Source organism: Hymenobacter sp. M1-2 (assembly GCF_057808495.1).
Genome location: NZ_JBTYZO010000018.1, coordinates 106,744 through 130,903 on the forward strand (window position 1 = coordinate 106,744; position 24,160 = coordinate 130,903).

The 24,160-nt window shown below is 57.8% G+C and carries 19 protein-coding genes; 3 read left to right on the plus strand and 16 right to left on the minus strand.

The window, feature by feature from the left end; genetic code table 11:
- Positions 1 to 129: 129 nt before the first annotated feature.
- The gene (locus ACYSMN_RS17670) at positions 130 to 1,881 is read right to left on the minus strand and encodes an SBBP repeat-containing protein (RefSeq protein WP_488925241.1); all 1,752 of its coding nucleotides are present in this window, start codon (positions 1,879 to 1,881) and stop codon (positions 130 to 132) included.
- A gap of 415 nt (positions 1,882 to 2,296) precedes the next feature.
- Here ACYSMN_RS17670 and ACYSMN_RS17675 point away from each other — a divergent pair, with 415 nt between their 5' ends.
- On the plus strand, positions 2,297 to 3,757 hold the full coding sequence (locus ACYSMN_RS17675) for a di-heme oxidoreductase family protein (RefSeq protein ID WP_488925242.1): 1,461 nt from the start codon (positions 2,297 to 2,299) through the stop codon (positions 3,755 to 3,757).
- 147 nt (positions 3,758 to 3,904) lie between these two features.
- Here the strand turns inward: ACYSMN_RS17675 and ACYSMN_RS17680 are convergent, their stop codons facing one another.
- Positions 3,905 to 5,389: an SDR family oxidoreductase gene (locus ACYSMN_RS17680; protein ID WP_488925243.1), complete on the minus strand. Its 1,485-nt coding sequence runs from the start codon at positions 5,387 to 5,389 to the stop codon at positions 3,905 to 3,907.
- A 333-nt stretch (positions 5,390 to 5,722) separates the two neighbouring features.
- Here ACYSMN_RS17680 and ACYSMN_RS17685 point away from each other — a divergent pair, with 333 nt between their 5' ends.
- Together ACYSMN_RS17685 and ACYSMN_RS17690 are read left to right on the plus strand one after the other, a co-directional pair.
- Positions 5,723 to 6,580, plus strand: a complete 858-nt coding sequence (locus tag ACYSMN_RS17685) for a hypothetical protein (protein ID WP_488925244.1) — start codon at positions 5,723 to 5,725, stop codon at positions 6,578 to 6,580.
- A 284-nt stretch (positions 6,581 to 6,864) separates the two neighbouring features.
- Positions 6,865 to 7,470: a hypothetical protein gene (locus ACYSMN_RS17690; protein ID WP_488925245.1), complete on the plus strand. Its 606-nt coding sequence runs from the start codon at positions 6,865 to 6,867 to the stop codon at positions 7,468 to 7,470.
- Positions 7,471 to 7,475: 5 nt separating this feature from the next.
- Here the strand turns inward: ACYSMN_RS17690 and lysA are convergent, their stop codons facing one another.
- The 14 genes from lysA to yiaA form a co-directional block, all read right to left on the minus strand.
- Positions 7,476 to 8,624, minus strand: coding sequence for a diaminopimelate decarboxylase (gene lysA / locus ACYSMN_RS17695; protein WP_488925246.1), 1,149 nt, complete (start codon positions 8,622 to 8,624; stop codon positions 7,476 to 7,478).
- Between the two features lie 216 nt (positions 8,625 to 8,840).
- Entirely contained in the window at positions 8,841 to 10,223 is a 1,383-nt protein-coding gene (locus ACYSMN_RS17700) for an aspartate kinase (RefSeq protein ID WP_488925247.1), read from the minus strand.
- A 409-nt stretch (positions 10,224 to 10,632) separates the two neighbouring features.
- Entirely contained in the window at positions 10,633 to 11,400 is a 768-nt protein-coding gene (locus ACYSMN_RS17705) for a slipin family protein (protein ID WP_488925248.1), read from the minus strand.
- 357 nt (positions 11,401 to 11,757) lie between these two features.
- Entirely contained in the window at positions 11,758 to 12,441 is a 684-nt protein-coding gene (locus tag ACYSMN_RS17710) for a hypothetical protein (protein WP_488925249.1), read from the minus strand.
- A 92-nt stretch (positions 12,442 to 12,533) separates the two neighbouring features.
- Positions 12,534 to 13,892 carry a M20/M25/M40 family metallo-hydrolase gene (locus ACYSMN_RS17715; RefSeq protein ID WP_488925250.1) on the minus strand — a complete coding sequence of 453 codons (1,359 nt, stop codon included), beginning with the start codon at positions 13,890 to 13,892 and terminating at the stop codon, positions 12,534 to 12,536.
- A 219-nt stretch (positions 13,893 to 14,111) separates the two neighbouring features.
- Positions 14,112 to 15,359 (minus strand): beta-ketoacyl synthase N-terminal-like domain-containing protein, encoded by a 1,248-nt coding sequence (locus ACYSMN_RS17720; protein WP_488925251.1) that lies wholly within the window; start codon positions 15,357 to 15,359, stop codon positions 14,112 to 14,114.
- Positions 15,352 to 16,692, minus strand: a complete 1,341-nt coding sequence (gene bioA, locus ACYSMN_RS17725; protein ID WP_488925252.1) for an adenosylmethionine--8-amino-7-oxononanoate transaminase — start codon at positions 16,690 to 16,692, stop codon at positions 15,352 to 15,354. The genes ACYSMN_RS17720 and bioA overlap by 8 nt, the downstream gene beginning before the upstream one ends.
- Before the next feature lie 123 nt (positions 16,693 to 16,815).
- A complete protein-coding gene (bioD, locus tag ACYSMN_RS17730; RefSeq protein WP_488925253.1) occupies positions 16,816 to 17,433 on the minus strand; it encodes a dethiobiotin synthase in 618 nt (205 codons plus the stop codon).
- 341 nt (positions 17,434 to 17,774) lie between these two features.
- Positions 17,775 to 18,905: an aminotransferase class I/II-fold pyridoxal phosphate-dependent enzyme gene (locus ACYSMN_RS17735; protein WP_488925254.1), complete on the minus strand. Its 1,131-nt coding sequence runs from the start codon at positions 18,903 to 18,905 to the stop codon at positions 17,775 to 17,777.
- Positions 18,906 to 19,288: 383 nt separating this feature from the next.
- Positions 19,289 to 20,170: an alpha/beta hydrolase gene (locus tag ACYSMN_RS17740; protein WP_488925255.1), complete on the minus strand. Its 882-nt coding sequence runs from the start codon at positions 20,168 to 20,170 to the stop codon at positions 19,289 to 19,291.
- Between the two features lie 55 nt (positions 20,171 to 20,225).
- Entirely contained in the window at positions 20,226 to 21,221 is a 996-nt protein-coding gene (gene bioB, locus ACYSMN_RS17745) for a biotin synthase BioB (RefSeq protein ID WP_488925256.1), read from the minus strand.
- A gap of 275 nt (positions 21,222 to 21,496) precedes the next feature.
- Positions 21,497 to 22,564 carry a winged helix DNA-binding domain-containing protein gene (locus ACYSMN_RS17750; protein WP_488925257.1) on the minus strand — a complete coding sequence of 356 codons (1,068 nt, stop codon included), beginning with the start codon at positions 22,562 to 22,564 and terminating at the stop codon, positions 21,497 to 21,499.
- A 158-nt stretch (positions 22,565 to 22,722) separates the two neighbouring features.
- Complete coding sequence (locus ACYSMN_RS17755) at positions 22,723 to 23,280, minus strand: sugar O-acetyltransferase (RefSeq protein WP_488925258.1); 558 nt, start codon at positions 23,278 to 23,280, stop codon at positions 22,723 to 22,725.
- 109 nt (positions 23,281 to 23,389) lie between these two features.
- Positions 23,390 to 23,785, minus strand: coding sequence for an inner membrane protein YiaA (gene yiaA, locus ACYSMN_RS17760; RefSeq protein WP_488925259.1), 396 nt, complete (start codon positions 23,783 to 23,785; stop codon positions 23,390 to 23,392).
- Between the last annotated feature and the right edge of the window lie 375 nt (positions 23,786 to 24,160).

Consider the following 24,160-nt stretch of genomic DNA (forward strand, 5'->3'; position numbering starts at 1 on the left):
AAGAGTGGGCGAGAGATAGGAAAGATAGGCGCAAAATACGGCCTGCCGCCAACCAAGCCAGCGACGGGCCAGAAGAAATAGCTCCTGCATCACAGTGCAGCAATTCACTCCGCCAGTGAGACAAGCAAGTTACTGTTTGGTCACGCGCACCGTGGCAGAAGCCCCTTCGCTATCGATGCGTACCAGGTAGAGCCCGGCTGGCTGGTTGGTCAGGTGCACTTCGGCGCGTTGGGTGCTTCCTTCGGAAGTGAGCGGTACCGTGCGCAACGTCCGGCCCAGGGCATCGAGCAAGGTAGCAGTGGCCGGCCGGCGCGAAGCCAGACGCAGTTGGAGCACATCGGTGGTGGGGTTGGGCCAGGCACTCAGGTCGGCGGCTAGCCGGGCGCTACTGGTGCTGGTGATGATGTTTTGGAGCCGGGCCACGAAAATGTCGCGAACGGTACTGGGCTGCGTAAACAGCGGTAAGCTACCATTGGCAGTGAAAGGCCCACCTATGAAATAGCCCGTCAGGAGCAGGTTGCCGGCGTTGTCGGGTGCTACACTATATCCTAGGTCCTCGCCAGGACCTCCCATGCGCCGCACCCAGCGCAAGGCCCCAGCCGCCGAGTAAGATGCCACTACCGCATCAGAAGAGCCGGCCGACGTTGCCGTTTGAGCCATCCCGCCCGGAATGCCAGCCGGGAAGCTGATGGTTTGCTGAAAATAGCTGAGCGCGTACACGTTGTTCTGGTTGTCGGCCGCGATGTTGATGCCAGTGTCGAGTCCCGGACCACCCGCTGGCCGCGTCCACTGAATGGTGCCCTGGGCTGAGTACTTCACTACTACCACATCGCGGTTGTTGGTACTCGTCGTTAACTGCACAGAGTCGGTAGGCGTGCTAGTGAGCGTTAGGGCGTCGTTGAAGTAGGTCATCAGGTAGATGTCCTTGCGCTGGTCGGTGCAGATGCCGCGCCCAATTTTTAAGCCGGGCCCGTAACCAACGCGGCCCCAGAGCGGCGTGCCGTTGGCATCGTATTTCACCACAAACACGTCGGCTGAGGTAGAGCCGGCCCGGATAGTGAGGGGCTGGCTGCCCGCAGCGCCCTCAAACGTAGCCACCTCCCGAAACGAGCCAGTCACAATGCACGCGCCGGTTCGGTCCACTGCAATAGCCCGGCCCGCATCGGACTCCGCTGCTCCACCACGGCGAGCCCATAGCAAGGCGCCAGCTGAGCTGTACTTGGCAATGAATACATCGGTGTTGCCGGCGCTGGTAATAGTGGCCGTACCGCCGCCAATAGTAGGTGTATCCCGAAACTCGCCGGTGATATAGGCGTTGCCCACCGAGTCGGTAGCCACGGCATAGCCGCTTTCGGCCGACGTGCTGGCACTGCCAATGCGCAAACTCCACAGCAGGCTGCCGGCAAGGTCGTACTTCACCAAGAAAATATCGTCGGCACCAGCACTCGTGAGCACCGGCATAGTGCTTGGTCCGCCCGTTTCGAAGGTGGCAGTACCTGAAAAAGAACCAATGACGTAAGCTCCGCCCTGCGGATCGAGGGCTACGCCACCAGCTTCCTCGTTGCCGGCGCCACCGCCGCGCCGAGCCCACAGCAGGGCGCCCGAGGGAGCATACTTAGCCAGAAATACATCGGCAGAAGGCAAGGTGCCCGAAGCGGGTGGCGTGCTGCTGAGCGTAACCTGGCCCATGCCAACTGGCCCAAAGGTGGCCGTGCCCCGAAACAAACCCGCCACATAGGCGTTGCCCTGCGCATCGACGGCTACACCACGGCCTTCGTCGGCAGCTGTGCCGCCTGCCTGTTGGTTCCATTGGAAGGTTTGCGCGTAGGCTGGCAACAATGCTAGGCCGCTGAGTAGCGCGGAGAGTAAGAGTGCTTTCATTGAGATGGAGCGAGAGTTGAATTCTGCCGCCATAAGACTGGCTGATGCTGCCAAGATACGTTAGCAAACAAAGCGGTGCCACGCGGTTGCCGCCCCCGCTAAGGCCGCTGCTCCCACGAAGTATAGTAAAGCTAGCTACCACTATAGTTGAGCAAAAGACTTATATAAATATTCCTAAAATTTTAGAAAGATTATTTTACAAGCGCTAATGTTTACTTATTAATTGTTATGTGGTTGACTAATAGGCGTGTATTATACAAATGAAGCTAAATAAGTATAACTTAAGCACGACATTATACATATTAACATTATGGTTGAGCTTGTGGCGAGAACTATCATATATTAATATTCATAAAATTTTCTACTCCCCGTTAAGATCTCTCCCTACACCTGGCTAAAGCCTAGACTCTCACGTATGAAAAAAACCTTTACCCTTGGCAAGCTGGCTGCTTGCTTTGTACTCGCAGGCTTTGTGTCTTCCTGCGATACAGAACTCGAAGCTCCCCGAACCGACACAGCAGCTAGCACCGCCGATGGCAAACAAGACAAGGAAGGCGATGCCGACGAAATTGATTGGGCCCAAGCATTTGCCAACTTCACGGCGGCCGGTGGCGCAACCACAACCCAGGATTTCAGCAATTTAGCTCTCATTCAGCCAGCAGCCAACCTGAGCGGCGCGGCCCTGACCGAGCACATTGCGGGCAAAGCCGTGTTCCAGCGTACGTTTGCTCTACAGGAAGTGGCTCCGCTGTGGAACAATGTCCGATGCGAAAGCTGCCACATAGGCGGTGGCCGGGCCGCTGCGCCGCGTATAAACGCCACAACGGGTATTCTGACTCCCCAGCTGTTGTTCCGCGTGAGTCTGCCAGGGCCAGTGGGAGAGGCCCCGGTGCCGGTACCCGGCTTTGGCGACCAGATTCAGCCGCTGAAAGTAGTGCCCGGAGTGGATGCCCAGGACGAAACGCGTGGCGCCAGCGACGAAGGCAATTTCAAGGTGACATACACCGAGGAAAGCGGAACTCTTAAAGACGGCACCCCTTACAGCCTGCGCAAGCCCACTTACACATTCGTGAAAACCACTCGGGACTTGCCTTCCAACACGTTGGTATCGCCGCGCACGGGCTCGCAGGTGACTGGCCTTGGCTTGCTAGAGGCCGTACCCGAAGAAACCATTGAGGCCTTCGCCCGCAACAACACCAAGAATGGGGTTTCGGGCCGGACGAACCGGGTATGGGATGCCGAGATGGGCATGTGGCGCATGGGCCGTTTTGGCTGGAAAGCCAACCAGCCGAGCCTGCGCCAGCAGAACGCCGGCGCCTCCAATGGCGACATGGGCATTACTACGCCGGTATTCCCCATCGAGCCAGGCGAGACCCAGATAACGGGGCCGTTGAACATGAGTGAGCAGGAACTGAGAGAGTTGACGGTTTTCACCCAGACGATGGGCGTACCCGCCTTCCGTAACAATTCCAGCCCACAGGCTCAGCTAGGCGCTTCTCTCTTCGTGAAAGCAGAGTGCAATAGCTGCCACGTGCCCGTGATGCGGACCGGTAGCCTGCCTGGCCGGCCGGAGGTATCCAACCAGATCATCGCTCCCTTCACCGACTTACTCCTGCACGATATGGGCCCCGGATTGGCTGATGGCCGCCCCGACTACCGGGCCATTGGCAGCGAGTGGCGCACGGCTCCCCTCTGGGGCTTGAGCCTCCAGCAAGCAGTAAACGGACACACCAACTTGCTTCACGACGGCCGGGCCCGCAACGTGACAGAAGCCATTATGTGGCACGATGGTGAAGCCAGAGAGTCTAGAAAGAAATTCCGCGAGCTGAGTAGCAACGACCGAGAGGCATTGCTCACGTTCTTGAATTCTATCTAAGCACTGTTACTCCTAGCGAAGCTGGGTAGTATTCGAGTAGCATACAGAAAGGGGCATCAGCGGACGCTGGTGCCCCTTTCTGTTGCGAAGCCTTTATCACCGTAGGCCTAAGTGGAAGCTAGTTTCTTGCGTGTTTAGTCACCGGCGCTAATGGGCTTGTGAGAGGTTCGCTAGTCGCGGAGCGGCAGTGTCGTAATGCACGATGTTTTCGATCATGCCTTTGAAGATGACGAAATGAAACGGCACCAACGAATACCAGTATAAGCGCCCGGCCAAACCACGGGGCCGGAAAGAAGCCAGTTGCTCCAAGGTGTGCGTGCCATCGTCGTTGGGCAGGATGCGAAACTGGAGCCAGGCTTCGCCGGGGAGTTTCATTTCGGCGTAAAGCAATAGGCGGCGGCTGGCGCGGTCGGCTACGAGCACGCGCCAGAAGTCGAGCGGGTCGCCGGCGCGTAGCTGGGTGGGAGAGCGGCGGCCCCGGCGCAGACCTACGCCGCCTACCACTTTGTCCATGAGGCCGCGTACGCGCCAGAGCCAGTCTACCTTGTACCAGCCCCGCTCGCCGCCAATGCTCCAGATATTTTGCAGCACCTGCTGCGGGTCGCGGCTGAAGCGCAGCGTCTGGCGGTCGGTAAGCAGGCCGTGCTGCGGAATCTGAATGTGGTCCATGTAGTTGCGGGGCATCACGCCGCTGCTTAGTGCGTCGCTCCAGCTACTCACTACCTCGTTCTGCTCGATGCGCTGGAAAGCCAACTGCACGGCCGCCCGGTAAGACATGCACTCGTGCGATATCACGGCCGCAATACTGCGTTCGGGGTCGGCCACGGTGTCGTTGCGCAAGCTCTCGACCAAGCTTTGGGCTAAGGAAAACGTAGTGCGCGTGACTAGAAACAGCCACCACGACGAGAGCCGCGGCGTGAGCACCGGCACGGTAACAATGTAACGTCGGTAGCCACGCGCCGCGGCCAGTTCCAGCAGCATCTCGCGGTACGTCAGCACATCGGGGCCCCCAATATCGAAGGAGCGACCCAGGCAAGCTTCGTTGCCCAAGACGGCGGTGAGGTAGTGCATCACGTCGCGGATACCGATGGGCTGGCAGCGCGAGTTCAGCCAGCGCGGCGTTACCATCACGGGCAGCTTTTCTACCAGGTCCCGGATAATCTCAAACGAGGCCGAGCCCGAGCCAATAATAATGCTGGCTCGCAACACCGTAAGCGCCGCTTGGCCTTTGCGCAGTACCTTTTCTACACCCTTGCGCGAGCGAAGATGCACGCTCAAGGCCCGGTCGTTGGCGATGCCGGAAAGATAGATGAGCTGCCGGGCCGTGGTGGTATCGAGGTAGCGGCTGAAATTGTGCGCCGACTGCTGCTCCAGCCGAAAAAAATCCTTGCTGTCGCCACTCATGGAATGCACCAAGTAGTAGGCCGCATCAAGGTCGGTGGGCAGTTCTCGCAACGACTCCGGCTTAAGCAGGTCGCCCCGCACCACGGTTACGCGGTTGAGCAAGCTCTCGGGCAGCTCGAAGCGGCGCGGGTCGCGCACGAGGCAGGTGACGTGGTGGCCGGCCTCTACCAGCAACGGGAGCAGCCGCTGGCCGATGTAGCCGTTGGCGCCGGTGAGCAGGATTTTCATGGAGCAGACTAGTGATACTTTCTACTTAACTGCTGCCAGCGTGCTTGGTTGAGTTTGAAGCCGAAAATGTGTGGCTGCCGCATACTATTAGCAAGAGCAGAGATAGGGCTGTCAATTCTTGCTTTGGCCGATAAACCAGGGTATTGAGGCCATTGAACTTGGCTGATTTGACAAAGCACTTGACTATTACCAAGGATGTCTACTTTATGTCCACTCAGGGTCCACGCGGTGTCTACCTCGTGCTTCGCTACTGCCCTAAGCATGAAACGTAATTTTGAGCAGCACACCGCGGTGCTTGTGACCCATCTTTTCATCTTCTAAAAATTCCATCTTATGAAGACCCTTCAAAGATTAGCGAGCATGCTGGCTCTGGCCACTATGTTTGCAGCCTCTTCTTGTGATAAAAAGGAAGCGGAAACCGTCGCTAGCCAAGCCGAAGAAACGACTACGACTAGCCAGCTGCAACCGATAGACGCTGGAAATACGGATACTGGAAGCGGAAAAGACAACACCGCTGGCCGCGTTGCAGACGCCCGCGACGGTAAAAGCGCCATCATTGTATTTACCTGGCCCGATCTATTCGATACGGGAAATCCGCTTAATTACGGCCACTCAGCAGCCGTGCTTGTGTGGTCGTACAACGGGGAGCACTATGCTCGTTACACGCAGCACAGCGGCCAAGGGAAAGCTATCATTCTTCGTAATCTTATCAATGTCAGTAAGATGTCGAACGGTCGGCTTGATGGCCCTAGCCTAGTGCGTATTCTAAAGCAGAGCGGAGAACTAGGCTCGCCACGTTGGAATTTGAAGGTGAATTACATTGATATCAGCAACAGCGCAGCCCTTAAGATGCTGGACTACGCTAAAGGTCAGGTGCAAGCCACGGTTCAAAACCAAAATCCCTACGATATATTTAAACGGAACTGCTCCACCTATGTGAAAGAGGTGATGGTCAAGAGTGATGGTATTGCTCTACACTACAATTCATTCGCTCAACCACCCATCGACACTCCTGCGGGCTTGTACAACTACATCAACCGCTTGTCGCAAGACCGTTCAGGCCGGGTACACCGGTTCCGGGTGGTTTCTACGGGCACCACCGATGCCACCCCGCGGCCAGATGATTTCCTGCGCAACTACGCGGACCTGCCTACTTCTTATAACGATTCAAACCCCAATCCGCTTCCCTAGCCTCACAGCGGAAACCAAATTATAAAAAGCCCGCATCGTCTTCATCGATGCGGGCTTTTTACGTGCTGTCTGGCGCGCAACCGGAAGCATACTTGCGTCGAAGTAGAACCTGAGTAGGTCGTTTTCCGCCGCTCGTCCGGTCAACAGAAGGCGGCGTTGACTAGCGGACGGAGCGGCGAGCTTACACCCTAGGCAAAAAGCCTCGCCTAACCATTCTTGCTACTACCTAGTTATGACGTTCAAAACGTACTGACGTAGATCTATGAGTCACGTAATGTATTCCCATGATGCGTCTACTGGCTTTGTTGCTATGTGCGCTGCCAGGGGTTAGCATAGCGCAACGTGCCGTACCTGGCTATATCGTCACGGCTAAAGGCGATAGTCTAGTTGGTACCATCTACCGGGAGGAGCCGTTAATGCTGCAGCAGCAAACTAGGGTGCGGTTTGGGCTACCGCAGGAAAAGCAGCGGCAAAAGTTTCGGCCTCCCCAACTATGGGCGTATGGGTATTTTAATAAAGGTCAGCCCGTACGCTGCGTTGCTCACCAGTTCCCAGGGGCTTATACTGCCGACAAAATAATTCGGTTGATACGCCAGATTCAGACTGGAACCGTTAATCTATACGAGCAGTACGAGCTTTCAGCAAATGTTGGGTTAGGTACCAACACTAAGAGCAGATGCCGCATATATCTGATAGGACGTGCTGGACAATCCTTGGAAAATACGTTTTGGTGGGACTTCCCCAAGATGAGCGCCGACTTTTTTGCCGACAATTCCACCTTGGCCGCCGCCTTACGCTCGGGCCATGTCAAGGCACACGACCTGCCGGAAGTTGTACAACTGTATAACAGCTGGGTGCTTACGCAGCAACAGGACGTTCAAGACCACTAGCCCACTCAAGGAACATACACGGCGGCCGCCTTCTCCCGTAGGTTGTAGCTAGACGACATCACCTCGCCGTAGGCTCCGGCCGAGCGAATGGCCACTAAGTCGCCGCGGCGGGTTTCGGGCAGCGGCACACCTTTCCTGAACGTATCCGACGACTCGCAAATGGGCCCGACTACATCATAAAGCTGGGTTTCGACGGTTGGGTTGCTAAGATTCTGGATGTGGTGGTAGCTGCCGTAGAGGGCGGGACGAAGTAGCTCCGTCATGCCCGCGTCGAGAATGGCGAATTGGGTTTGCTGGCTGTTTTTCACGTACAGCACCCGGCTCAAGAGCGAGCCACATTGCGCTACCACGGCGCGGCCTAGCTCTACGTGCACCTGCTGGCCCGGCCGCCGAAGTAGGTGCTGCTCAAACATGGCGAAATAGCCTTCAAAATCGGGAATGAGCTGCTCGTCGGGCTGCTCGTAGTTGATGCCAAGGCCGCCGCCCACGTTGAGGTGAGGAAGCGCGTGGCCCTGGTCGGCAAGCCAGTTTTGCAACTCGTTGAGCTTGTGGCTCAGCTCCGCAAACACCGACAAGTCCGTAATCTGAGAGCCAATGTGCGCGTGCAGGCCTACCAGCTCCAGATTCGGTAGCGCGGCTAGCTGGGCTACCACGGCGGGCAACTCGGGGAGCCCAATGCCGAACTTGTTGGCTTGGAGGCCCGTGGTGATGTGCGGGTGCGTATGGGCGTCTACGTTGGGGTTCACGCGCAGGGCTACTCGGGCGGTGCGACCCTGCGCCGCGGCCAGTCCATCAAGCACCGTCAGTTCCTCTACCGATTCGGCGTTGAAGCACCAGATGTCAGCCGCCAGCGCCAGGTTGATTTCCGCATCGGATTTGCCCACGCCCGCAAACACCACGTGGCCCGGCGCAAAGCCAGCGTCTAGGGCGCGCTGCACTTCGCCGCCGCTTACGCAGTCGGCCCCCAGGCCATGGCCCTTGATGCGGGTCAGAATGGGCAGATTGGCGTTGGCTTTCAGCGCGTAGTGTACCTGAAAATCCCGCGGGCGTGCTGCCTGTTGCAGGGCGGCCAGCGTCTGGTCCAGCAGATCAAGGTCGTAGTGGTAAAAAGGAGTGGGCTGCGTGAGCAGCTCTGGCGAAAGATTGAGTGGCATGGCGGGGGCCTCATCCCTTAGCCCCCTCTCCTAGGGGAGAGGAGGGACTAGCTCTAGTGTTAGATGACTAGTTCCTCTCCTTAGTTAAGGAGGGGCTAGGGGTGGTTGATGAGCGTAAGAACTAAAGGTTATGAATTAATAGGCGGGTAGCTGACTTACAACCCGGGCAGTGGCCTCTTCGCCGCTTGGCGCGCGGAGTGTTTGAGGGGGCAGAATCTAGCTTTCTAAAGCTAGTTCTCCCTCTCCCTTGGGTGAGGAGGCGAGGGGGTGAGGCTCCCGCTGAAACAGGCCCTCGTTGAGGGCTCGCAGAGCCCGCACTTTATCCGTGGAATGCACGAGCAGACTGATGTTGTTGGGTGAGCCGCCATAGCTGATCATACGGAGCGGAACGTCTTGCAAGGCATCGAAGACCAGGCGGGCGGCGCCGGTGGTTTCCTGGATCAAGTTGCCAACGAGGCAGATAATGGTTTGCTGCTCGTCTACTTCCACGGTGCCGAAGGCGCGCAGCTCTTCTAAAATTTGGGGCAGGTGGGTGGCGTCGTCGATGGTGAGAGATACGGCCACTTCCGAAGTGGTTACCATGTCGATGGAGGTGCGGTGCCGCTCGAACACTTCGAACAAGCTGCGCAGGAAGCCGTGCGCCAGCAGCATCCGGCTCGATTTCACCTTGATGGCCACCAGCCCATCCTTGGCGGCTACCGCCTTGATGGATTCTTGTGAGCCAGTACGGGCCGAAATCAGGGTGCCGGGGGCATCGGGTTGGAGCGTGTTCAGGAGCCGGACCGGGATGCCGTGCTGACGAGCGGGCAGCACCGAGCTGGGGTGCAGAATTTTGGCGCCGAAGTATGCCAGCTCCGCCGCCTCATCAAACGACAATTCGCGAATGGGGTAGGTGCCTTCCACTACGCGCGGGTCGTTGTTGTGCAGCCCGTCGATGTCGGTCCAGATCTGGATTTCGTTGGCGTCGGCGGCGGCTCCGATAAGGGAAGCGGAGTAGTCGGAGCCACCGCGCTTGAGGTTGTCGATGAAGCCTTGCGCGTTGCGGCAGATATAGCCCTGCGTGATGAAAAGGACCTGGTCGGGGTGCTCGGCGAGGTGCGCTTGCAGGTGCTCCCGGATATAGGCCGCGTCGGGCTCATCGTCGGCATCGAGGCGCATGAACTCCAAGGCGGGTAGGAGCACGGCTTCCCGCCCTATAATGCCGGTGACGTACTGGTGAAACAGATACGTGCTCAACAGCTCGCCCTGCGCCAAAATCACCCGCTCGCCGGAAGCCGACAGTGGCTGGCGCATAAGGTCGAAAATGGCGCGGAACAGCGAGTCTAGGTGCTTGATGGCGGCAGCCGCAACAGCTGCGTCGGGGAGCAACTCGTGGGCTACCATGTGGTAGTCCTGGCGCATGATTTCGATACGCGCAGTAGCGGCCGTTACGTCGCCCGCAAACAATAGCCGCGCAATATCAACCAGCGTGTTGGTGGTGCCGCTCATGGCCGACAGCACCACGACGCGCCGCTCTTCGGGCGCGTGAATCAACTCTGCTACTTCGCGCATCCGCTGCGCCGACCCGACGGACGTGCCGCCAAACTTGAGAACTTTCATGAAGGCAATAAACGGGAAATCAAGAGAAAACCGACAAACAAAAAACGCCGGCCCAAGAAGGACCGGCGCGGGGAGTTCAATGGCAACAACGTGCAAGGAACCAGCGCGACGGTCAGGCCGGCAGCCGTTTCTTGCATTTCTTACCCATCACGCACACGCCTGTTGCACTGGCAGCAGCCAAGAGCACGGAAGAGCAACGGACAAAGTAAGGGTACATGGTAGAGCGGTAATATCGGCCGTGCGCAACGGCGGGTGCAAATAAAGCACACAATCAGCATTTGCGCGCAGGCTTACATATGTTTTCTGAGTGCAGCTGACACAAACTGTTTCTAATAACAATGGCCTAACGGCCAACAAAAAAGCGCCAACTACACTAGTTGGCGCTTTTTTGTTGGGACCAAATGCCCGCCTACTCCGCTTTCGGCAGCTGGCTAGCCATAGTGGTGAGGCTTTTGGCGGCGTTGGTGAAGTCCGAGGGGATGAGCACCACGGTGGTTGTGTTGTTGTCGATGCCGATTTCGGAAAGCATCTGCATGCGGCGCAGTTCCAGGGCCATTGGGCTGCTTTCCATCTGCTGCGCGCCTTGCGTGAGCTTGATACTGGCTTCCAGCTCGGCTTCGGCCTTGATGATGCGGGCCCGTTTCTCCCGAATGGCTTCGGCCTCGCGAGCCATGGCGCGCTGCATGGAAGTCGGGATTTCCACGTCCTTGATTTCAACCATCTCGATTTTCACGCCCCAGGCCTCGGTAGCCGCATCCACGAGTTGTTGCAGCGTAGTATTAATTTGCTGACGCTCTTTGAGCACTTCGTCGAGCTGATGCTGGCCAATGATATTGCGCAACGCCGTAACCGAGAGCTGGTACACGGCCTGGTTGAAGTTGGCGACTTTGATGATGGCGTCGGCCGGATTCACCACCCGGAACCAGAGCACGGCATTTACTTTGATGGTTACGCTGTCTTTGGTGATGGTTTCCTGCTGCTCCAAGTCCACGGTCTTGGTGCGCATGTCGATGGTTTGCTGGCGCTCGATGAACGGGATAATCCAGTACAGCCCCGGCCCCCGCGTGCCCACAAACCGGCCCAGCCGGAACACAATGGCGCGTTGGTATTCCTGCGCAATGCGAAGGCTGAGCAACAACAGAACGACGATAATTGGGAAGATGATTAGTAGTGACATGGCAGTGAGGTCAGGGTTGAGTAATAATGGTGCATAGTTGTCCGCATTCAACATGCCAAATAGCACCGAAAAACAAAAAGCTTATCCCTTATGCGAGAAACAGCTTTTATTTCCATAGGAGCCTTGAATCTACCATGCCGACCATTCCATTTTGGTAGGCCGATTTTGCCGATTTGAAAAAAAAGTAGAACGTCTGCGGCAGATACTTAGACCCGTGTGCTCGTCTGCGGAATAAGCTAACAGAAGCCAATAGAGGCTGTCAAGATTATGTCAAAAATTCTTTAATGAAATAACTAATAATTGTAATACTACTGCTTCTTTTGAAAGAAGGGTAATTTATTTTCTAAGAATTAAATATTATTTTTTAGCAACTCTTGTAAATCGACGTACAATGAAAATTGCAACTCCTGCAAGCAATAACATGCTTGCCATTTTTTCTATAAGGTAACCTATATTATATAGCTGAGACATATGGGGAGTGCCATCTTTATCTGATGTATACTGCCTGATACGTTTGCTTACTTGAGGCTGCAGCGTGAATGAAGTAAAAAATCTGTTTTGGTTAACAGTAAATTGTTTGCTGTCTGTGTTCAACTGTAACGCCTCGTAAGTGAAAAAATACCCATTCAAGTACAAGAAACGACTTGTTCTTTCAGCAGGAAGGGCAGGATTGTTTGCGTTCGTATACTTCACTTCGAGTCCTCGTACGCCACCTCTTAACTCAAAATTCTTTTTGGCCAAAACTTTTGCACCTTCTGCTGCCTGTAGAGTCCCCTTTAAAATTTGATCATAAAAATCATCAAGTTCGTCCTTGCCCATACGAAAGCCAGGCTCGCCATCAATTGATTTTATTAGTAATAGATATGTTGAGCTACTATCCCGGAATAAATAGAGAGTTTGCCCCGATGTTTCTTTTATTTCAGGTTCACCTGGAAAATCTATAGTTGCTACAGTGTCTATTTTTATTGTTGTCCAGGCTTGCGCATGCGATTTAAAGCCAAACAGCTGAGCGAACATTACTACGAAAACAAACCGCATCATACAAGTTAAAAGCTTCATGATAGTGTGCATGCCATAAATGTACACTATCATGAAGCTATCTTTCACTAGCCGCTTCTATTTTCTAGCTGCTTTCACCGCACCGGCTTCGGAATTACGGGCAGGCTCTCGTGGCCCTCAGCGTCCACGGAAGCTACGCCAAAAATGAAATTGTCTTTGCTGTGAGGCAGGTTGGCGTTGGTTTCCGTCACGAAGAACTTCTGCTGCCACTCCGGGGCGCTGGTTTCGCGCATCAGCACAAAGTAGCCGGCTGGTTTCTCGCCGGCTTGGGGTGCGGTCCACTTCAGCTCGGTGCGGTTGGTGAGGTTGGCCGTGAGTACACCCACGTTTTCGGGGGCGGCGGGCGCCAGAGCTAGAGCGGCCAGCGTGGCCAGGTTCACGCCGGTATTCTTGCGCAGGTAGGCGAAGTCCATGAACTTGGCGTGGTCGCCGTACTCCTCACCTTTCTCGGTGCGCAGGTCCTGGTGCTGGTGGCGGAAGTCCTCGTTCATCTCCGAGAAGCGCACTGCCGTGAAGCCTTGCTGGTTGAAGGGTGTATGGTCGCCGCCGCGCAGGAATCGGTCGGGGCGGTATTCGAGCACCACTTCGTGGCCGGGCAGGTATTGCTGGCAAGCCAAGCGGGCGTAGCGGGCCAGTTGGCGGCTAGGCGAGTCGTTCTCGGAGGAAAGCGTGCGGCGTACTTTGGCCTCGTCGGGCGTTTCGGTGGCCGGCACGCCTTCGCTGAACACGCGCAGGCGCTTGTCGTCCCGGATTTCGGGGTCGTGGCCGGTGGAGTTGCCCATGATGTCGTTGTTGAGCATGGCCACCAGATTCCAGCCCTCTTTTTTGGCCCGTTGCGCCAGGTGCGTGGAGCCGTAGAGGCCCTGCTCTTCGCCCTGCACCGCGACGAAAATGATGGTAGCCGGAAACTTCTGCTGGCTCATCACGCGGGCCAGCTCCATCACGGCCACCGTGCCGGAGCCGTCGTCGTTGGCGCCGGGCGCGTCGGCGGTGGCGTTCATCACGTCCGTCACCCGCGAATCGATGTGGCCGCTCACGATGAATATGCGCTTGTCTGTGGGGTCGGTGCCAGGCAGTGTAGCCATCACGTTGGCCATGAGCACGGGCTGGTTGATACGGCGGCCATCGGGCTTGATGGTGAAGGTGTCTTGCTCGACTTTCAAGCGGCCGCCGCTGGCCTTACTGTATTTGCGGAACTCGTCTTCCACCCACTTCCGGGCCGCGCCGATGCCGCGCTTTTTGCTCTTGGTGTCGCTGAGCGTGTGCCGCGTGCCGAAGCTCACCAACTTATCAATATCGTCGCGCAGGTTCTTCTCCGAAATCTGCTCCACCATTTGCCGGATGAGCGGGTCGGGCGTGGTGGCGAGAGGCGTTTGGGCAACTGCCGAAGCAGAGAGCCCCAGCGTAAAGAGAAGAAGAGTAGCGCGGCGCATACGGAAAGGTAGTGAAGCGTTGTAGAGACGCACGTTTGCGCCTCGGTGTGAGGCAGGAAAGATACAGACAGGCGGGTTATGGCCGTATTGTTCAGTCGGGTCAAGGAGCGGCCGTTCAGCTTCTGCTATGGAGCCTTATTTAGCCTCCCGCTCCACAGCCTAGGGTTTAACCCTGGGCTAGTTAGGGCTTTAGGCAAGTACAGTGTTTTCAACGCTGCGCTAAAGTCGGGCTACAATGGCGCTGGCCGCGTTACCACCGAAGCCCGCAGCATTCACCAAAATACGCCGGAAAGGGCGGTGAAGCGCCGTTGCTAAATCCGTGGCAAACGGCGCTGCGGGCCATTGTTGGGTTTCCAGCACGTGCAACGCGAAATCCAGGCTCAGAGCCGCCGAGGCCCCCAGCGTATGTCCTAACAGCCACTTATTGGACAGCAGCGGGGGTAATTCCCCGAAAACCGCTCGAATCGCCGCCCGCTCGGCCGCGTCGCCGGCAGGAGTGCCGGGGCTGTGGAGCACTACTGCGTCTATGTCGGCAGGAGCGAGGTCAGCTTGCCGGAGTGCTGCCTGCATGGCTCGCTGAAAGTGCTGTCCGTCGGCCGAGAGGCCGGTTTTGCTGGCTATGGCTTCGAAGGCTAGCCCCACACCCTCCAACACAAAAACAGGCCGCTCTGGCGCTAACTGCTGCTCGGCTAGCAATTCTTGCCGCCTCACTTTTTCCAGCGCGAATACGGCGGCTCCTTCCCCTAGCACGAACGTAGACGGCCGCCCCGCGCCCGGCCGGCAAGGCCAGTCAGCGGCGGCAAGAGGCGAGTAGATGCCGATAGCCCGCATCTGGGCCAGCGTGAAATCGGTTAGAGGCGCCTCGGTGCCGCCGGCCAAAAAGCGCGTCGCCATACCGGCCCGCAGCCAGGCCACGGCATTGGCTAGCGCCTGGAACGCGCTGCTGCACGTGCTGGAATGGCTAAGCGCCGTGCCATTGGTACTACCCGCGTCGAAAGCCACCCAACTAGCCACATTGCCCAGTGTCGTGAGCGGCGAAGCGGCGGCTGGTACCAATCCTTCGGCCAGAAACTCCGCGTGAAACTCCTCCAGCCGGCCCGTAGCACCCCGGCTGCTCCCGATGCTGACGGCTGTTTGGTTGTTGGTTGTTGGTTGTTGGTTTTTCGTTGCTTCTTGTTGGGGTTCGACTTGCCACCTAGCGTTGCTGTTGGCTTGGCGGGCGGCCAGCAGGGCCAGCAGCACGGTGCGGTCGAGTTGGCGGTAGCTGGCGTGGGAGCGGCGCAGTTCGGCCACGGCAGATTCGGCCGAAGTGGGCAGCGTAGCTACGGCCACGCCTGTTGCGTGCGTGGAAAATGGCGAACCAGTGGCTGGTAAATCGGCACTTGGCCCGGCCACCGTTCCGAGCGCCGACACTCGGCCGCGGCCCCGAATAACAATCGACTCGTCTTTGCGCGGGGCCTCAGTCATGCAAGTATTCGGGCAGGGTAGGAGCCGGTACGAAGTCGAGTACCAGTTCCCGCATCTGGCGCAGCACGGCGTAGAGAATGTCTAGCTCCGCGTCCGTGGTGCAATAAGGCGGCAGCAAGTATACGACGTTGCCCAGGGGCCGCAGTATTACGTGCTGGTCGAGGGCCAATTGGTATAACGCGTCGCGGAGGCGGCTGAAGTAGCTTGTGCCTTCGCCGGGGTCGTATTCCACGGCCAAAATGGTGCCGCGCAGTCGTACCTGTCGAATGCCGGGCAAGCCCTCAGTTTCCCGGCGGAACGCGGTGTGGGCGGCGGCTATGCGCTGGCGCTGGGCAGTGCATTCGGGGGCACGAGTCAGGTCGAGGCTGGCCAGGGCGGCGGCGCAGGCTACGGGGTTGGCGGTGTAGGAGTGGCCGTGAAATAGAGCCTTCATTTTGTCGTCGCTGAGGAAGGCGGCGTAGATGGGCGCGGCGCAAGTGGTGAGGCCGAGGGCCAACGTGCCGCCCGTGAGACCTTTGGAAAAGCACATGATGTCGGGCTGCTCGGTCAGGAGGTCCGAGGCGAACAGCGGCCCGGTGCGGCCGAAGCCGGTCATCACCTCATCGGCAATGCACAGTACCCCATGCTGGCGGCAGCGGCGCAGCATCTCATTCAGCGCAGCCGGCTCGTACATCACCATACCCGCCGTGCCCAGCACCAGCGGCTCGAAGATGAAGCCAGCTATATCGGGCCGAGCCAGCACGGCATCAAGCTGCGCCAGCACCTCGGCTTCGCGGCCCGGCACGGGCACATCAATGAATTCCACGTTGAAAAGCAACGGCCAGAAAGGCGCCGTGAAGGCGCCGCGGCTGCTCACGGCCATAGCCCCGAAGGTGTCGCCGTGGTAGGAGTCGCGGAAGCAGAGAAAGGTGCGGCGCGCGGGCTGGTCTAGGTTGTGAAAGTATTGCAGCACCATTTTCAGGGCCACTTCTACCGCCGTCGAGCCATTATCAGAATAGAACGCGCGGGCCTGGTTGGTGGGCAGCAAGGCTAGCAGTTGCTCGGCTAACTCCACGGCGGCTGGGTGCGTGAAACCCGCAAACAACACGTGTTCCAACGTGCGCAGTTGCTCACTTACGCGCGCCGCAATGTGCGGATGAGCGTGCCCGTGCAAGTTGGTCCACCACGATGAAATACCGTCGAGGTAGCGCGTGCCATCTTCCGCCAGCAGCCACGCGCCTTCGCCGCGCACGATGGGCACGGGCAACGGAGCCGTCTGCATTTGGGTGTACGGGTGCCACAGCACGGCGGCGTCCCGGTCGGCTAGAGAAGAGGGGAAAGATTCAGAAGGCATGAGTTGGAGTTGCTGGACGCAAAGCTACAACTGGGGTGGCGAGTTGTGCAGGTGATGTTTCTCGCCGTGTTCCGCCGTGTTGGCGCGGTGTCTCGCCGTGTTCGAATGGGTTGAAGACAATCTTCAGGTGAACCAGGCTTTGAACTCTGCGGCGTACTGGCTTACTGTTTCGGCCGAAATGTTAGGTTCGAGCAGCACGCGGGGCAGTAGCGGCACGCCGGAGTGTTGGGTTATGAAGTCTTCGGTGGCAGGTGTCGGTTCGCCGTTGAAAACCAGGCCGCGCACCCGCAAGCCGCGCGCTTGCAGGGCCTCCAGCGTCAGCAGCGTATGGTTGATGCTGCCCAAGTAATTGCGCGACACCACTACTACTTCCAGGTCGAGTTGCTGCACTAAGTCGGCCATCAGAAAGCCCGGTGCCAGCGGCACCAGCAAGCCGCCGGCTCCTTCCACGAGCAGGTGATTGGTGGTTTCGGGAAGTTGAAAATCTTCGGGCCGCAGCACTAATCCTTCGGCTGCCGCCGCGGCGTGAGGCGAAGCCGGCAGGTGCAGCCGGTACCGCTCGGGCCAGAAGTGACTAACCGGATTGCGCACGAGCTGGCGCACCGTGCCTGTGTCAGTGGAAGGCGTTAGACCAGCTTGCACAGGTTTCCAGTAGTCAGCTTGCAGGGCTTCGGTGAGAATAGCCGCTACCACCGTTTTGCCCACGTCCGTACCAATGCCGGTGATGAAAAGTCGTTCCACGAGGAGAAATGAATGTTGGAATGAGTGGATGAGTGAATGCCCTTCCTGTCCTTGCGAGGCGCAGCCGTGGCAATCCTTCCTCTCTGTGCGCGAAGCCTACTGAAGCGACAAACCTTTGGCGTTAACGTGGTAAGTAGTGAGACCTTAGATCTGAGAACTTAGAGCCCAGATAGATCTGCATTTATCGGTCACTTGTTTTACAATGCTAAGTGCGTCTACTTCTACCCAACTGCTTGACTCAACGTTGAGAGCTTGTCTTACAAGTGAAATTCTCAGCGGGGAGAGGAAGGATTGCTTCGTCCTGCGTCCTCGCAATGACAGCAAGAGCCGAAATAACAAGCTTACTTGCTCAGCACGTGCGCTAGCTCGTCAATCTGCGCTTTTGTATTGAAAGAATGCACGATAAGCCGCAGCCGCTCGGTTCCCACCGGCACCGTGGGCGACACAATGGCGCGCACATCGAAGCCGGCTTTTTGGGCGGCGGCCGCTACTTGCCGCGCGTGCGCTGGGCCAGCCTGTTCCGTGAAGAACACCGGATGAATGACGTGGCTTTCTACCGGCACATGCAGCCCGGCTACCGTGTTCAGAGTACTTTTTAGGTAGTCCGACATCTCAACCAGCCGCGTCCGTTCTGCGCTTAGGGTTGGCAGCAGCGCGTAAGCTGCCGAGAGACCAGCTACCGTGAGCGGCGGTAGGGCAGTGGTGTAGATGAAGGGCCGACTGAAGTTCAGTAGATAGTCGCGCAACACAGCTGGGCCGGCTATGGCCGCGCCTTGGCTACCGAGGGCTTTGCCGAAGGTGAGGATGCGGGCAAACACATCGGCTTCCAGTCCCAGAGCAGCCACCAACCCCTCACCCTGAGAGCCATACAAGCCGTTGGTATGTGCCTCGTCAACTACCAGATACAGACTCCGCTGCCGGCACAGCGCCGCCAACTCCAGCAACGGCGCCATGTCACCGTCCATCGAGTACAGCGCCTCTACGGCCACGAACACGGCACCGGTGGCCCGGACCAAACGCCGCTCCAAATCGGCCAAGTCGTTGTGGCGGAAGCTCCAGGCGGTGGCGAATGAGCCGCGGATTCCGTCCTTCACGGAGGCGTGGGAGGCGTCGTCGTACAGGATGGTGTCGCCGCGGCGCGGTACAGCCGAGAAGAAGCCTAGGTTGGCCGCGTAGCCGGAGTTGAAGAGCAAGGCCGCTTCGGCGCGGTGAAATTCAGCTAAGTGTGCTTCCAGCCTTTCAGCCGCTGCGGAGTTGCCCGTGAGCAAGCGGGAGCCGGTGCTCCCGGCGGCCTCGGCGGCGAATTGGTGTAACGCCGCTTGCACGGCCGGGTGTTGGCTCAGGCCCAGATAGTCGTTGGAGCTGAAATCAACTAGGCCAGGCGCGGGCAGCGTGAGGCGGCGGCGGGTACCCGCTGCTTCTCGTTGGGCGAGTTGCTCGGTTAGGCGCTGGTGAAGAGGAGAGAAAGACATGCAGGAAAGCCAGCCCGTGGAATCAATAGAACTAGAGGCGTTTCAGGTTCTCAGGTTCGTATACCGATGTCGTTCCGACCGCAGCGAGGAAGCTGGAGGCTCATCACAGAACAACCCAGATTCCTTCCTGTGGTTGGAATAACAGCAGCGTACCCAATCGGAAACTGCTGTACTTGAGCCTGGAAACACTGGAGCTGAGGTGCTACAGGTGAAGATCCAACACCATTAATCTGAGCAGCAAAAAACCTGTAGCAGCTTCAGAAACTCTGTGCTTGTCGTTCAAATAGCCCAGGGTTGAAACCCCGGGCTAGTGAGGCGAAGACGTTGTACACGATTTGCGGATTCCCTACAAGGCGCTTTACCGAGGCATCACACAAGCTCTGCTACGGAACCGTGACGGCGTTGGCTTGCAGCACGCGGTAGAGGAACAGCACTTGGTAAGGCAGGGAATTTTGCCAGTATTCCCAGGTGTGGGCGCCCGGCCGCTCCGTATAGTCGTGCGGGGTGCCATTATAGACTAGGCGGCGGTGCAGCTCCCGGTTGGGCTCAATGAGAAAATCGTCGACGCCGCAATCAATAACCAGCGGTAGGCCGTTGCTCTTCATTTTATCAATGAGGGGCAGTACGGTGTAGGGTGCGAAAATTGCCGCGGGTGAGATTCCAATCGGACCCAAAATGGGAGCAAACCGCTCGGCGGTACGTTTGGCATCCTCTGGCTTCAGCTCCCATTTGGCGGTGTTGATGTCGACGGCGCCGCTCATGCTGCCGGCCGCGCTGTACAGGTCTGGGTGGCGCGTGGCCAGGTACAGCGCCCCGTGCCCGCCCATGGATAAGCCCGTGATAACCCGACCCTGACGGCCGCGCACAGTGCGGTAGGTGTTGTCGATTTTCTGAATGACCTCCTGCGTCAGATAGGTTTCAAACTGGCTGTCTTTGTTGACTGGGCTATCAATGTACCAACCGAACGTTTCGCCCTCCGGCATCACGATGATGAGGTTGTACTGATCGGCTAGGCGGTGCACGAGCAGCTTGTCCGGCGTCTTGAGCAGCCAAGCGGTGAAGTGGTCATTCGCCCCGTGCAGCAAGTAGAGAACCGGGAAAACGGCCTTCTTCTGCTTGGCGTAGGCGGCCGGCAGTACCACGTTGGCCCGGTAGGTTTTGCGCATGGCCGCACTCGGAATAGCTAGCGTGTCTACCTTGGCACCAAAGGAAAGATTAGCCTGACCAAAGAGCAGCGCGAAAAGCAGCAGGCGTAGGTAGCTCATGGAGTGCGGCGAGATACGAGAAGATAACTAAGCGAAACGGTGGGCTTGACCTAAGCTAAACCAATTTCTTGCCGAGCACCACGGCGCCTTCCGGCACATCCTTGAACGACTTGCGCGGCTTGAGGCCCAGCAGGTCGAACATCTGCTTGTCGGCGTCGAAGTCGGGGTTGGGGGTGGTGAGGAGCTTTTCGCCACTGAAGATGGAGTTGGCGCCGGCCAGGAAGCACAGAGCCTGTTCCGTAACGGGCATTTCCTGCCGGCCGGCGGAGAGGCGCACCATGGTGCGAGGCATTAGAATGCGGGCCGTGGCTATCATACGCAGCATTTCCCACACGCTCACGCGGGGCTGCTCGGCCAGCGGCGTACCTTCCACCGGCACCAGCGCATTCACCGGCACCGACTCCGGATGGGCCGGCAGCGTGGCCAGCGTGTGCAGCATGGCTACGCGGTCCTCATCCGTCTCACCCAGCCCGATGATGCCGCCCGAGCACACCGAAATGCCGGCTTTGCGGACGTGCTCCAGCGTGTTCAGCCGGTCGTCGTAGGTGCGGGTCGTGATGATTTCGGAGTAGTGCTCGGCGCTGGTGTCGAGGTTGTGATTGTAGGCGTAAAGGCCAGCTTCCTTCAGGCGCTCAGCCTGGTATTCGTTGAGCATGCCCAGTGTGCAGCACACTTCCAGGCCTAGGCCATTTACCTGCTCCACCATACCCAGCACCCGGTCGAAGTCGCGGTTGTCGCGGATTTCGCGCCAGGCGGCGCCCATGCAGAAACGGGTGCTGCCCGCCTCTTTGGCTCGTTCGGCGGCGGCCAGCACTTCAGCGTCGGGTAGCAGCTTGTGGGCTTGCACGCCGGTGTGGTAGCGGGCCGCTTGTGGGCAGTAGGCGCAGTCTTCGGGGCAACCACCGGTTTTCACGCTCAGCAGGGTACACACTTGCACTTCGCCGGTGGTCTGGTGCTGTTGATGCACGGCTGCCGCCTGCGTCACGAGTTCCAGCACGGGCTGGTGGTATATGGCTTTTACTTCGTCGAGGGTCCAGTCGGTGCGGAGCATAGGGTGGTTACTTCGTGGTTCAGTTGGAAGTGTATTGGCAGCCATCGGGTTGAGCCCAATGGCCGCGGCCCGCCGGAGCCGAAAGCCCCGCGGCGGGCCGCAAGATACGCGAGAAGCGGATTTAGAAGGTGCTTCGGCCCGACAACAAAACGCACAATTCCCGACCGCGCCCAACGCTGAAGGCACGCGCAGCAGCAAAGCACCTGGCACACAAAGGCTGGGCTCAGCTTTTTCGTCACGAAGCTCGCGCCCAACTCCTAAACAGTGTTTGGCACCTATTTCAATTCTATCTTCTTCTGCATGAAGCGGCTATACCCACTCATCGCCGCCGCAATGGCAGCTTCGGTATCAGCTGATACCGCCTCGAAAAGGATGGTTTCTACCACAACCTTGCGTGGCTGCACCGTGCGTTTCCAAGTCCCTACCACTCGCCCATCAACCACGACGAGAGGGCTAAAGATGCCGTTGACAGAAGCTACCCGCACTATATGCTGCTCCTCGATAAAGAGGCTACGGTCCTTATAGCCCAAGAAATACTCATCGAAGCCCGGCAGCAGATGTACAGTAGCAGTGGCGGGCAGCGAAAGTGAAGCAGGCTCGGCGCTCCAATATTCTTGTGTATCCAACTGCTGCCGATGCAGCAACGGTGTCACCTCCGCCAGTCCTATCCGAGCCTCCGTTGTGCTCAGCCCCGACCACCAGCTAAAATCGGCGACGGTAGCCGGGCCGTGACTGGTAAAATAACGCCGAGCCAGCTCGGCTAATGCTTCTGCCCGGGTTTTGGGCGCGGTGGCTGGCACCCAGTCATCAAGCGATACAAACGTCTCTTCTCGGCCGCGCCGCGGGCCAGGGCACAGAAATTGGTTGAGCGCCGCCCACTGAATGATGTGCAGCAGGCGCGGTCCGCTGGCCGTAATGCCCGCCCCAGCCAGCGCCGCTGCCAATTCCGTCCGGCTCCGGGGTTGCCCGTTCTGCAAAGCACGCTGCAACACCGGCCAGCACTGCCTGAAGGTGGTTTCATCGAGAGCCAGCTGCCAGTGCCGGGCTGCCCGGCTAGCCAGCAGACGCGGGCCTAACAGCGCCAGCAGCCAACGCACATCGGCAGCGGCCGTAATGTGCAGCGTGCCCCGAAACAGCCACGTCCGGACGATGGAGCCATCGGCAAATGCCTGTTCAATAGCCGATTCTGTAGTGCCTGCCAGCCGCACCCCGAGGGCCCAGGTAGCCTGCGTATATTCTTGTGCTTGTAAGCCGGCTAGCCACGCCGCCACTTCAGCAGGAGTAGTAAACTGCGTTCCGGCTAGGTGTTGCTGTGTTAGGCGCTGTTGGAGTATTGCCTGCATAAAATACCTAATAGAACCAGAGCCTCAGGCAAAACTATAAGTCGGCGACTTAGGAGTAGAAGTGAATCGAAACCAAGTATAGCGGACTTCCTCACAGCAGTTTTAAGTGGAAGAATAGCCGTACACGGACCTCAAAATCACTCTTCACGAAAAGAAAACTATAACTCCGGCAAGTTCCGCAGCACCCGGCACGGATTGCCCACTGCCACCACGTTAGCCGGAATGTCACGCGTCACTACGCTGCCCGCCCCAATGGTGGTGTTGTCGCCGATGCTGACGCCGGGCAGCACGATGACGCCGGCTCCCAGCCACACGTTGTCTCCAATGCGGATGGGATGGGCAAATTCCCAACCCGCTACGCGCGGCCCAGCTTCCACCGGATGGCCGGCTGTGCTCAGTACCACGTTCGGCGCCACAAACACATTGTCGCCGATGATGACGGGGGCGCAGTCGAGCACGGTGAAGTTATAGTTGGCGTAGAAATTTCGGCCCAATCGGATGTTGTAGCCATAGTCGCAACGCAGCGGGGCTTCGATGTGGGCGTCGGTTTCGTAGCCTAGTAGCTCGGCCAGGATCTGCTTGTTGAGCTGTACGGGTTCCTGGTTGTAGCGGTGGCACAAGGTCTTGGCTTGCAGACGCTCAGCTACTAATTCCGGGTCGTTGGCCTGGTACAGCTCGCCGGCCAGCATTTTTGCTTTTTCGTTTGTGGGGCTCATGTCAGGTAGCTGGCCGTGCGGCTCAGTAGCTTAGGTGAAATGCACCACAATATGGGCCTAGAAACTCAGCGGCGCTACATAATCCGTCGCGTTGAGTAGTGGTTGGGCGTTACAGCGGGTTGCTGCCGCGGGCGTCGCGGGTGTTTTTCTGCACTGCAATAGCACCGAAGAGGCTCAGCATGAAAGCCATAGCGTAGAATCCTTTTTCGCTGAGGGTGAGCGTGGCGTTCCAGAGCCCAACGGCCAAGAGCACAATGGCCGCCAGCGTGGCAAACCAGCAGAGTCCGTAGTAAATGCCAGTAACTGGAATGTTCTCCAGCTGGTCGCGTACGGTCTTTTGCAACGACACGGCCCCGAATAGGCCGAAGAGCAGAATAGTGAAGTAGTAGCCTTTTTCGTTGAGCAGCATTTGTGCGTTCCAGAGGCCAATAACGAAGGCAGACATTCCGGCCAGCAGCGCCACCCAAGAGGCGGCAATAAATGCGTTGGAGGGCTTGGAGTTCATCAGTACGAGGTAGGTTGAGTTGGAAGAATAGCGCCAGGTATCAGCCCGACGACAAGCCAAACATAGCTGGCTACTTACCAATTTTATCCTCGAATTTTCGCTTTAATCAGACTTTTCAAATCTGACTGTTGTCAAGCTAATTACCTCGCTGTTGTAATGCTTTACTGAAGTAAAAAAGGCTTTTCAAAACGATAGATGATGATTTTTCTAAACTTCCTAATGACAAGGGCTTCGGATGAAAATCGAAAAACTAGACATTTATTGAGCCTGCGGCTAGCTGCCTTAACCCGGTCAAAGGACCACTACGAGCCGCATCACTTAGAAGCTGTTTGAGTTAGCAGAATTTGAGAATACGACGAATGTTGGCCCACAGTA

What these genes read in the sequence shown, in the direction of transcription:
- ACYSMN_RS17670 (WP_488925241.1), bottom strand. Translation starts at nt 1,881, where the DNA reads ATGAAAGCACTCTTACTCTCCGCGCTACTCAGCGGCCTAGCATTGTTG.
- ACYSMN_RS17675 (WP_488925242.1), top strand. Translation starts at nt 2,297, where the DNA reads ATGAAAAAAACCTTTACCCTTGGCAAGCTGGCTGCTTGCTTTGTACTC.
- ACYSMN_RS17680 (WP_488925243.1), bottom strand. Translation starts at nt 5,389, where the DNA reads ATGAAAATCCTGCTCACCGGCGCCAACGGCTACATCGGCCAGCGGCTG.
- ACYSMN_RS17685 (WP_488925244.1), top strand. Translation starts at nt 5,723, where the DNA reads ATGAAGACCCTTCAAAGATTAGCGAGCATGCTGGCTCTGGCCACTATG.
- ACYSMN_RS17690 (WP_488925245.1), top strand. Translation starts at nt 6,865, where the DNA reads ATGATGCGTCTACTGGCTTTGTTGCTATGTGCGCTGCCAGGGGTTAGC.
- lysA (WP_488925246.1), bottom strand. Translation starts at nt 8,624, where the DNA reads ATGCCACTCAATCTTTCGCCAGAGCTGCTCACGCAGCCCACTCCTTTT.
- ACYSMN_RS17700 (WP_488925247.1), bottom strand. Translation starts at nt 10,223, where the DNA reads ATGAAAGTTCTCAAGTTTGGCGGCACGTCCGTCGGGTCGGCGCAGCGG.
- ACYSMN_RS17705 (WP_488925248.1), bottom strand. Translation starts at nt 11,400, where the DNA reads ATGTCACTACTAATCATCTTCCCAATTATCGTCGTTCTGTTGTTGCTC.
- ACYSMN_RS17710 (WP_488925249.1), bottom strand. Translation starts at nt 12,441, where the DNA reads ATGATGCGGTTTGTTTTCGTAGTAATGTTCGCTCAGCTGTTTGGCTTT.
- ACYSMN_RS17715 (WP_488925250.1), bottom strand. Translation starts at nt 13,892, where the DNA reads ATGCGCCGCGCTACTCTTCTTCTCTTTACGCTGGGGCTCTCTGCTTCG.
- ACYSMN_RS17720 (WP_488925251.1), bottom strand. Translation starts at nt 15,359, where the DNA reads ATGACTGAGGCCCCGCGCAAAGACGAGTCGATTGTTATTCGGGGCCGC.
- bioA (WP_488925252.1), bottom strand. Translation starts at nt 16,692, where the DNA reads ATGCCTTCTGAATCTTTCCCCTCTTCTCTAGCCGACCGGGACGCCGCC.
- ACYSMN_RS17735 (WP_488925254.1), bottom strand. Translation starts at nt 18,905, where the DNA reads ATGTCTTTCTCTCCTCTTCACCAGCGCCTAACCGAGCAACTCGCCCAA.
- ACYSMN_RS17740 (WP_488925255.1), bottom strand. Translation starts at nt 20,170, where the DNA reads ATGAGCTACCTACGCCTGCTGCTTTTCGCGCTGCTCTTTGGTCAGGCT.
- bioB (WP_488925256.1), bottom strand. Translation starts at nt 21,221, where the DNA reads ATGCTCCGCACCGACTGGACCCTCGACGAAGTAAAAGCCATATACCAC.
- ACYSMN_RS17750 (WP_488925257.1), bottom strand. Translation starts at nt 22,564, where the DNA reads ATGCAGGCAATACTCCAACAGCGCCTAACACAGCAACACCTAGCCGGA.
- ACYSMN_RS17755 (WP_488925258.1), bottom strand. Translation starts at nt 23,280, where the DNA reads ATGAGCCCCACAAACGAAAAAGCAAAAATGCTGGCCGGCGAGCTGTAC.
- yiaA (WP_488925259.1), bottom strand. Translation starts at nt 23,785, where the DNA reads ATGAACTCCAAGCCCTCCAACGCATTTATTGCCGCCTCTTGGGTGGCG.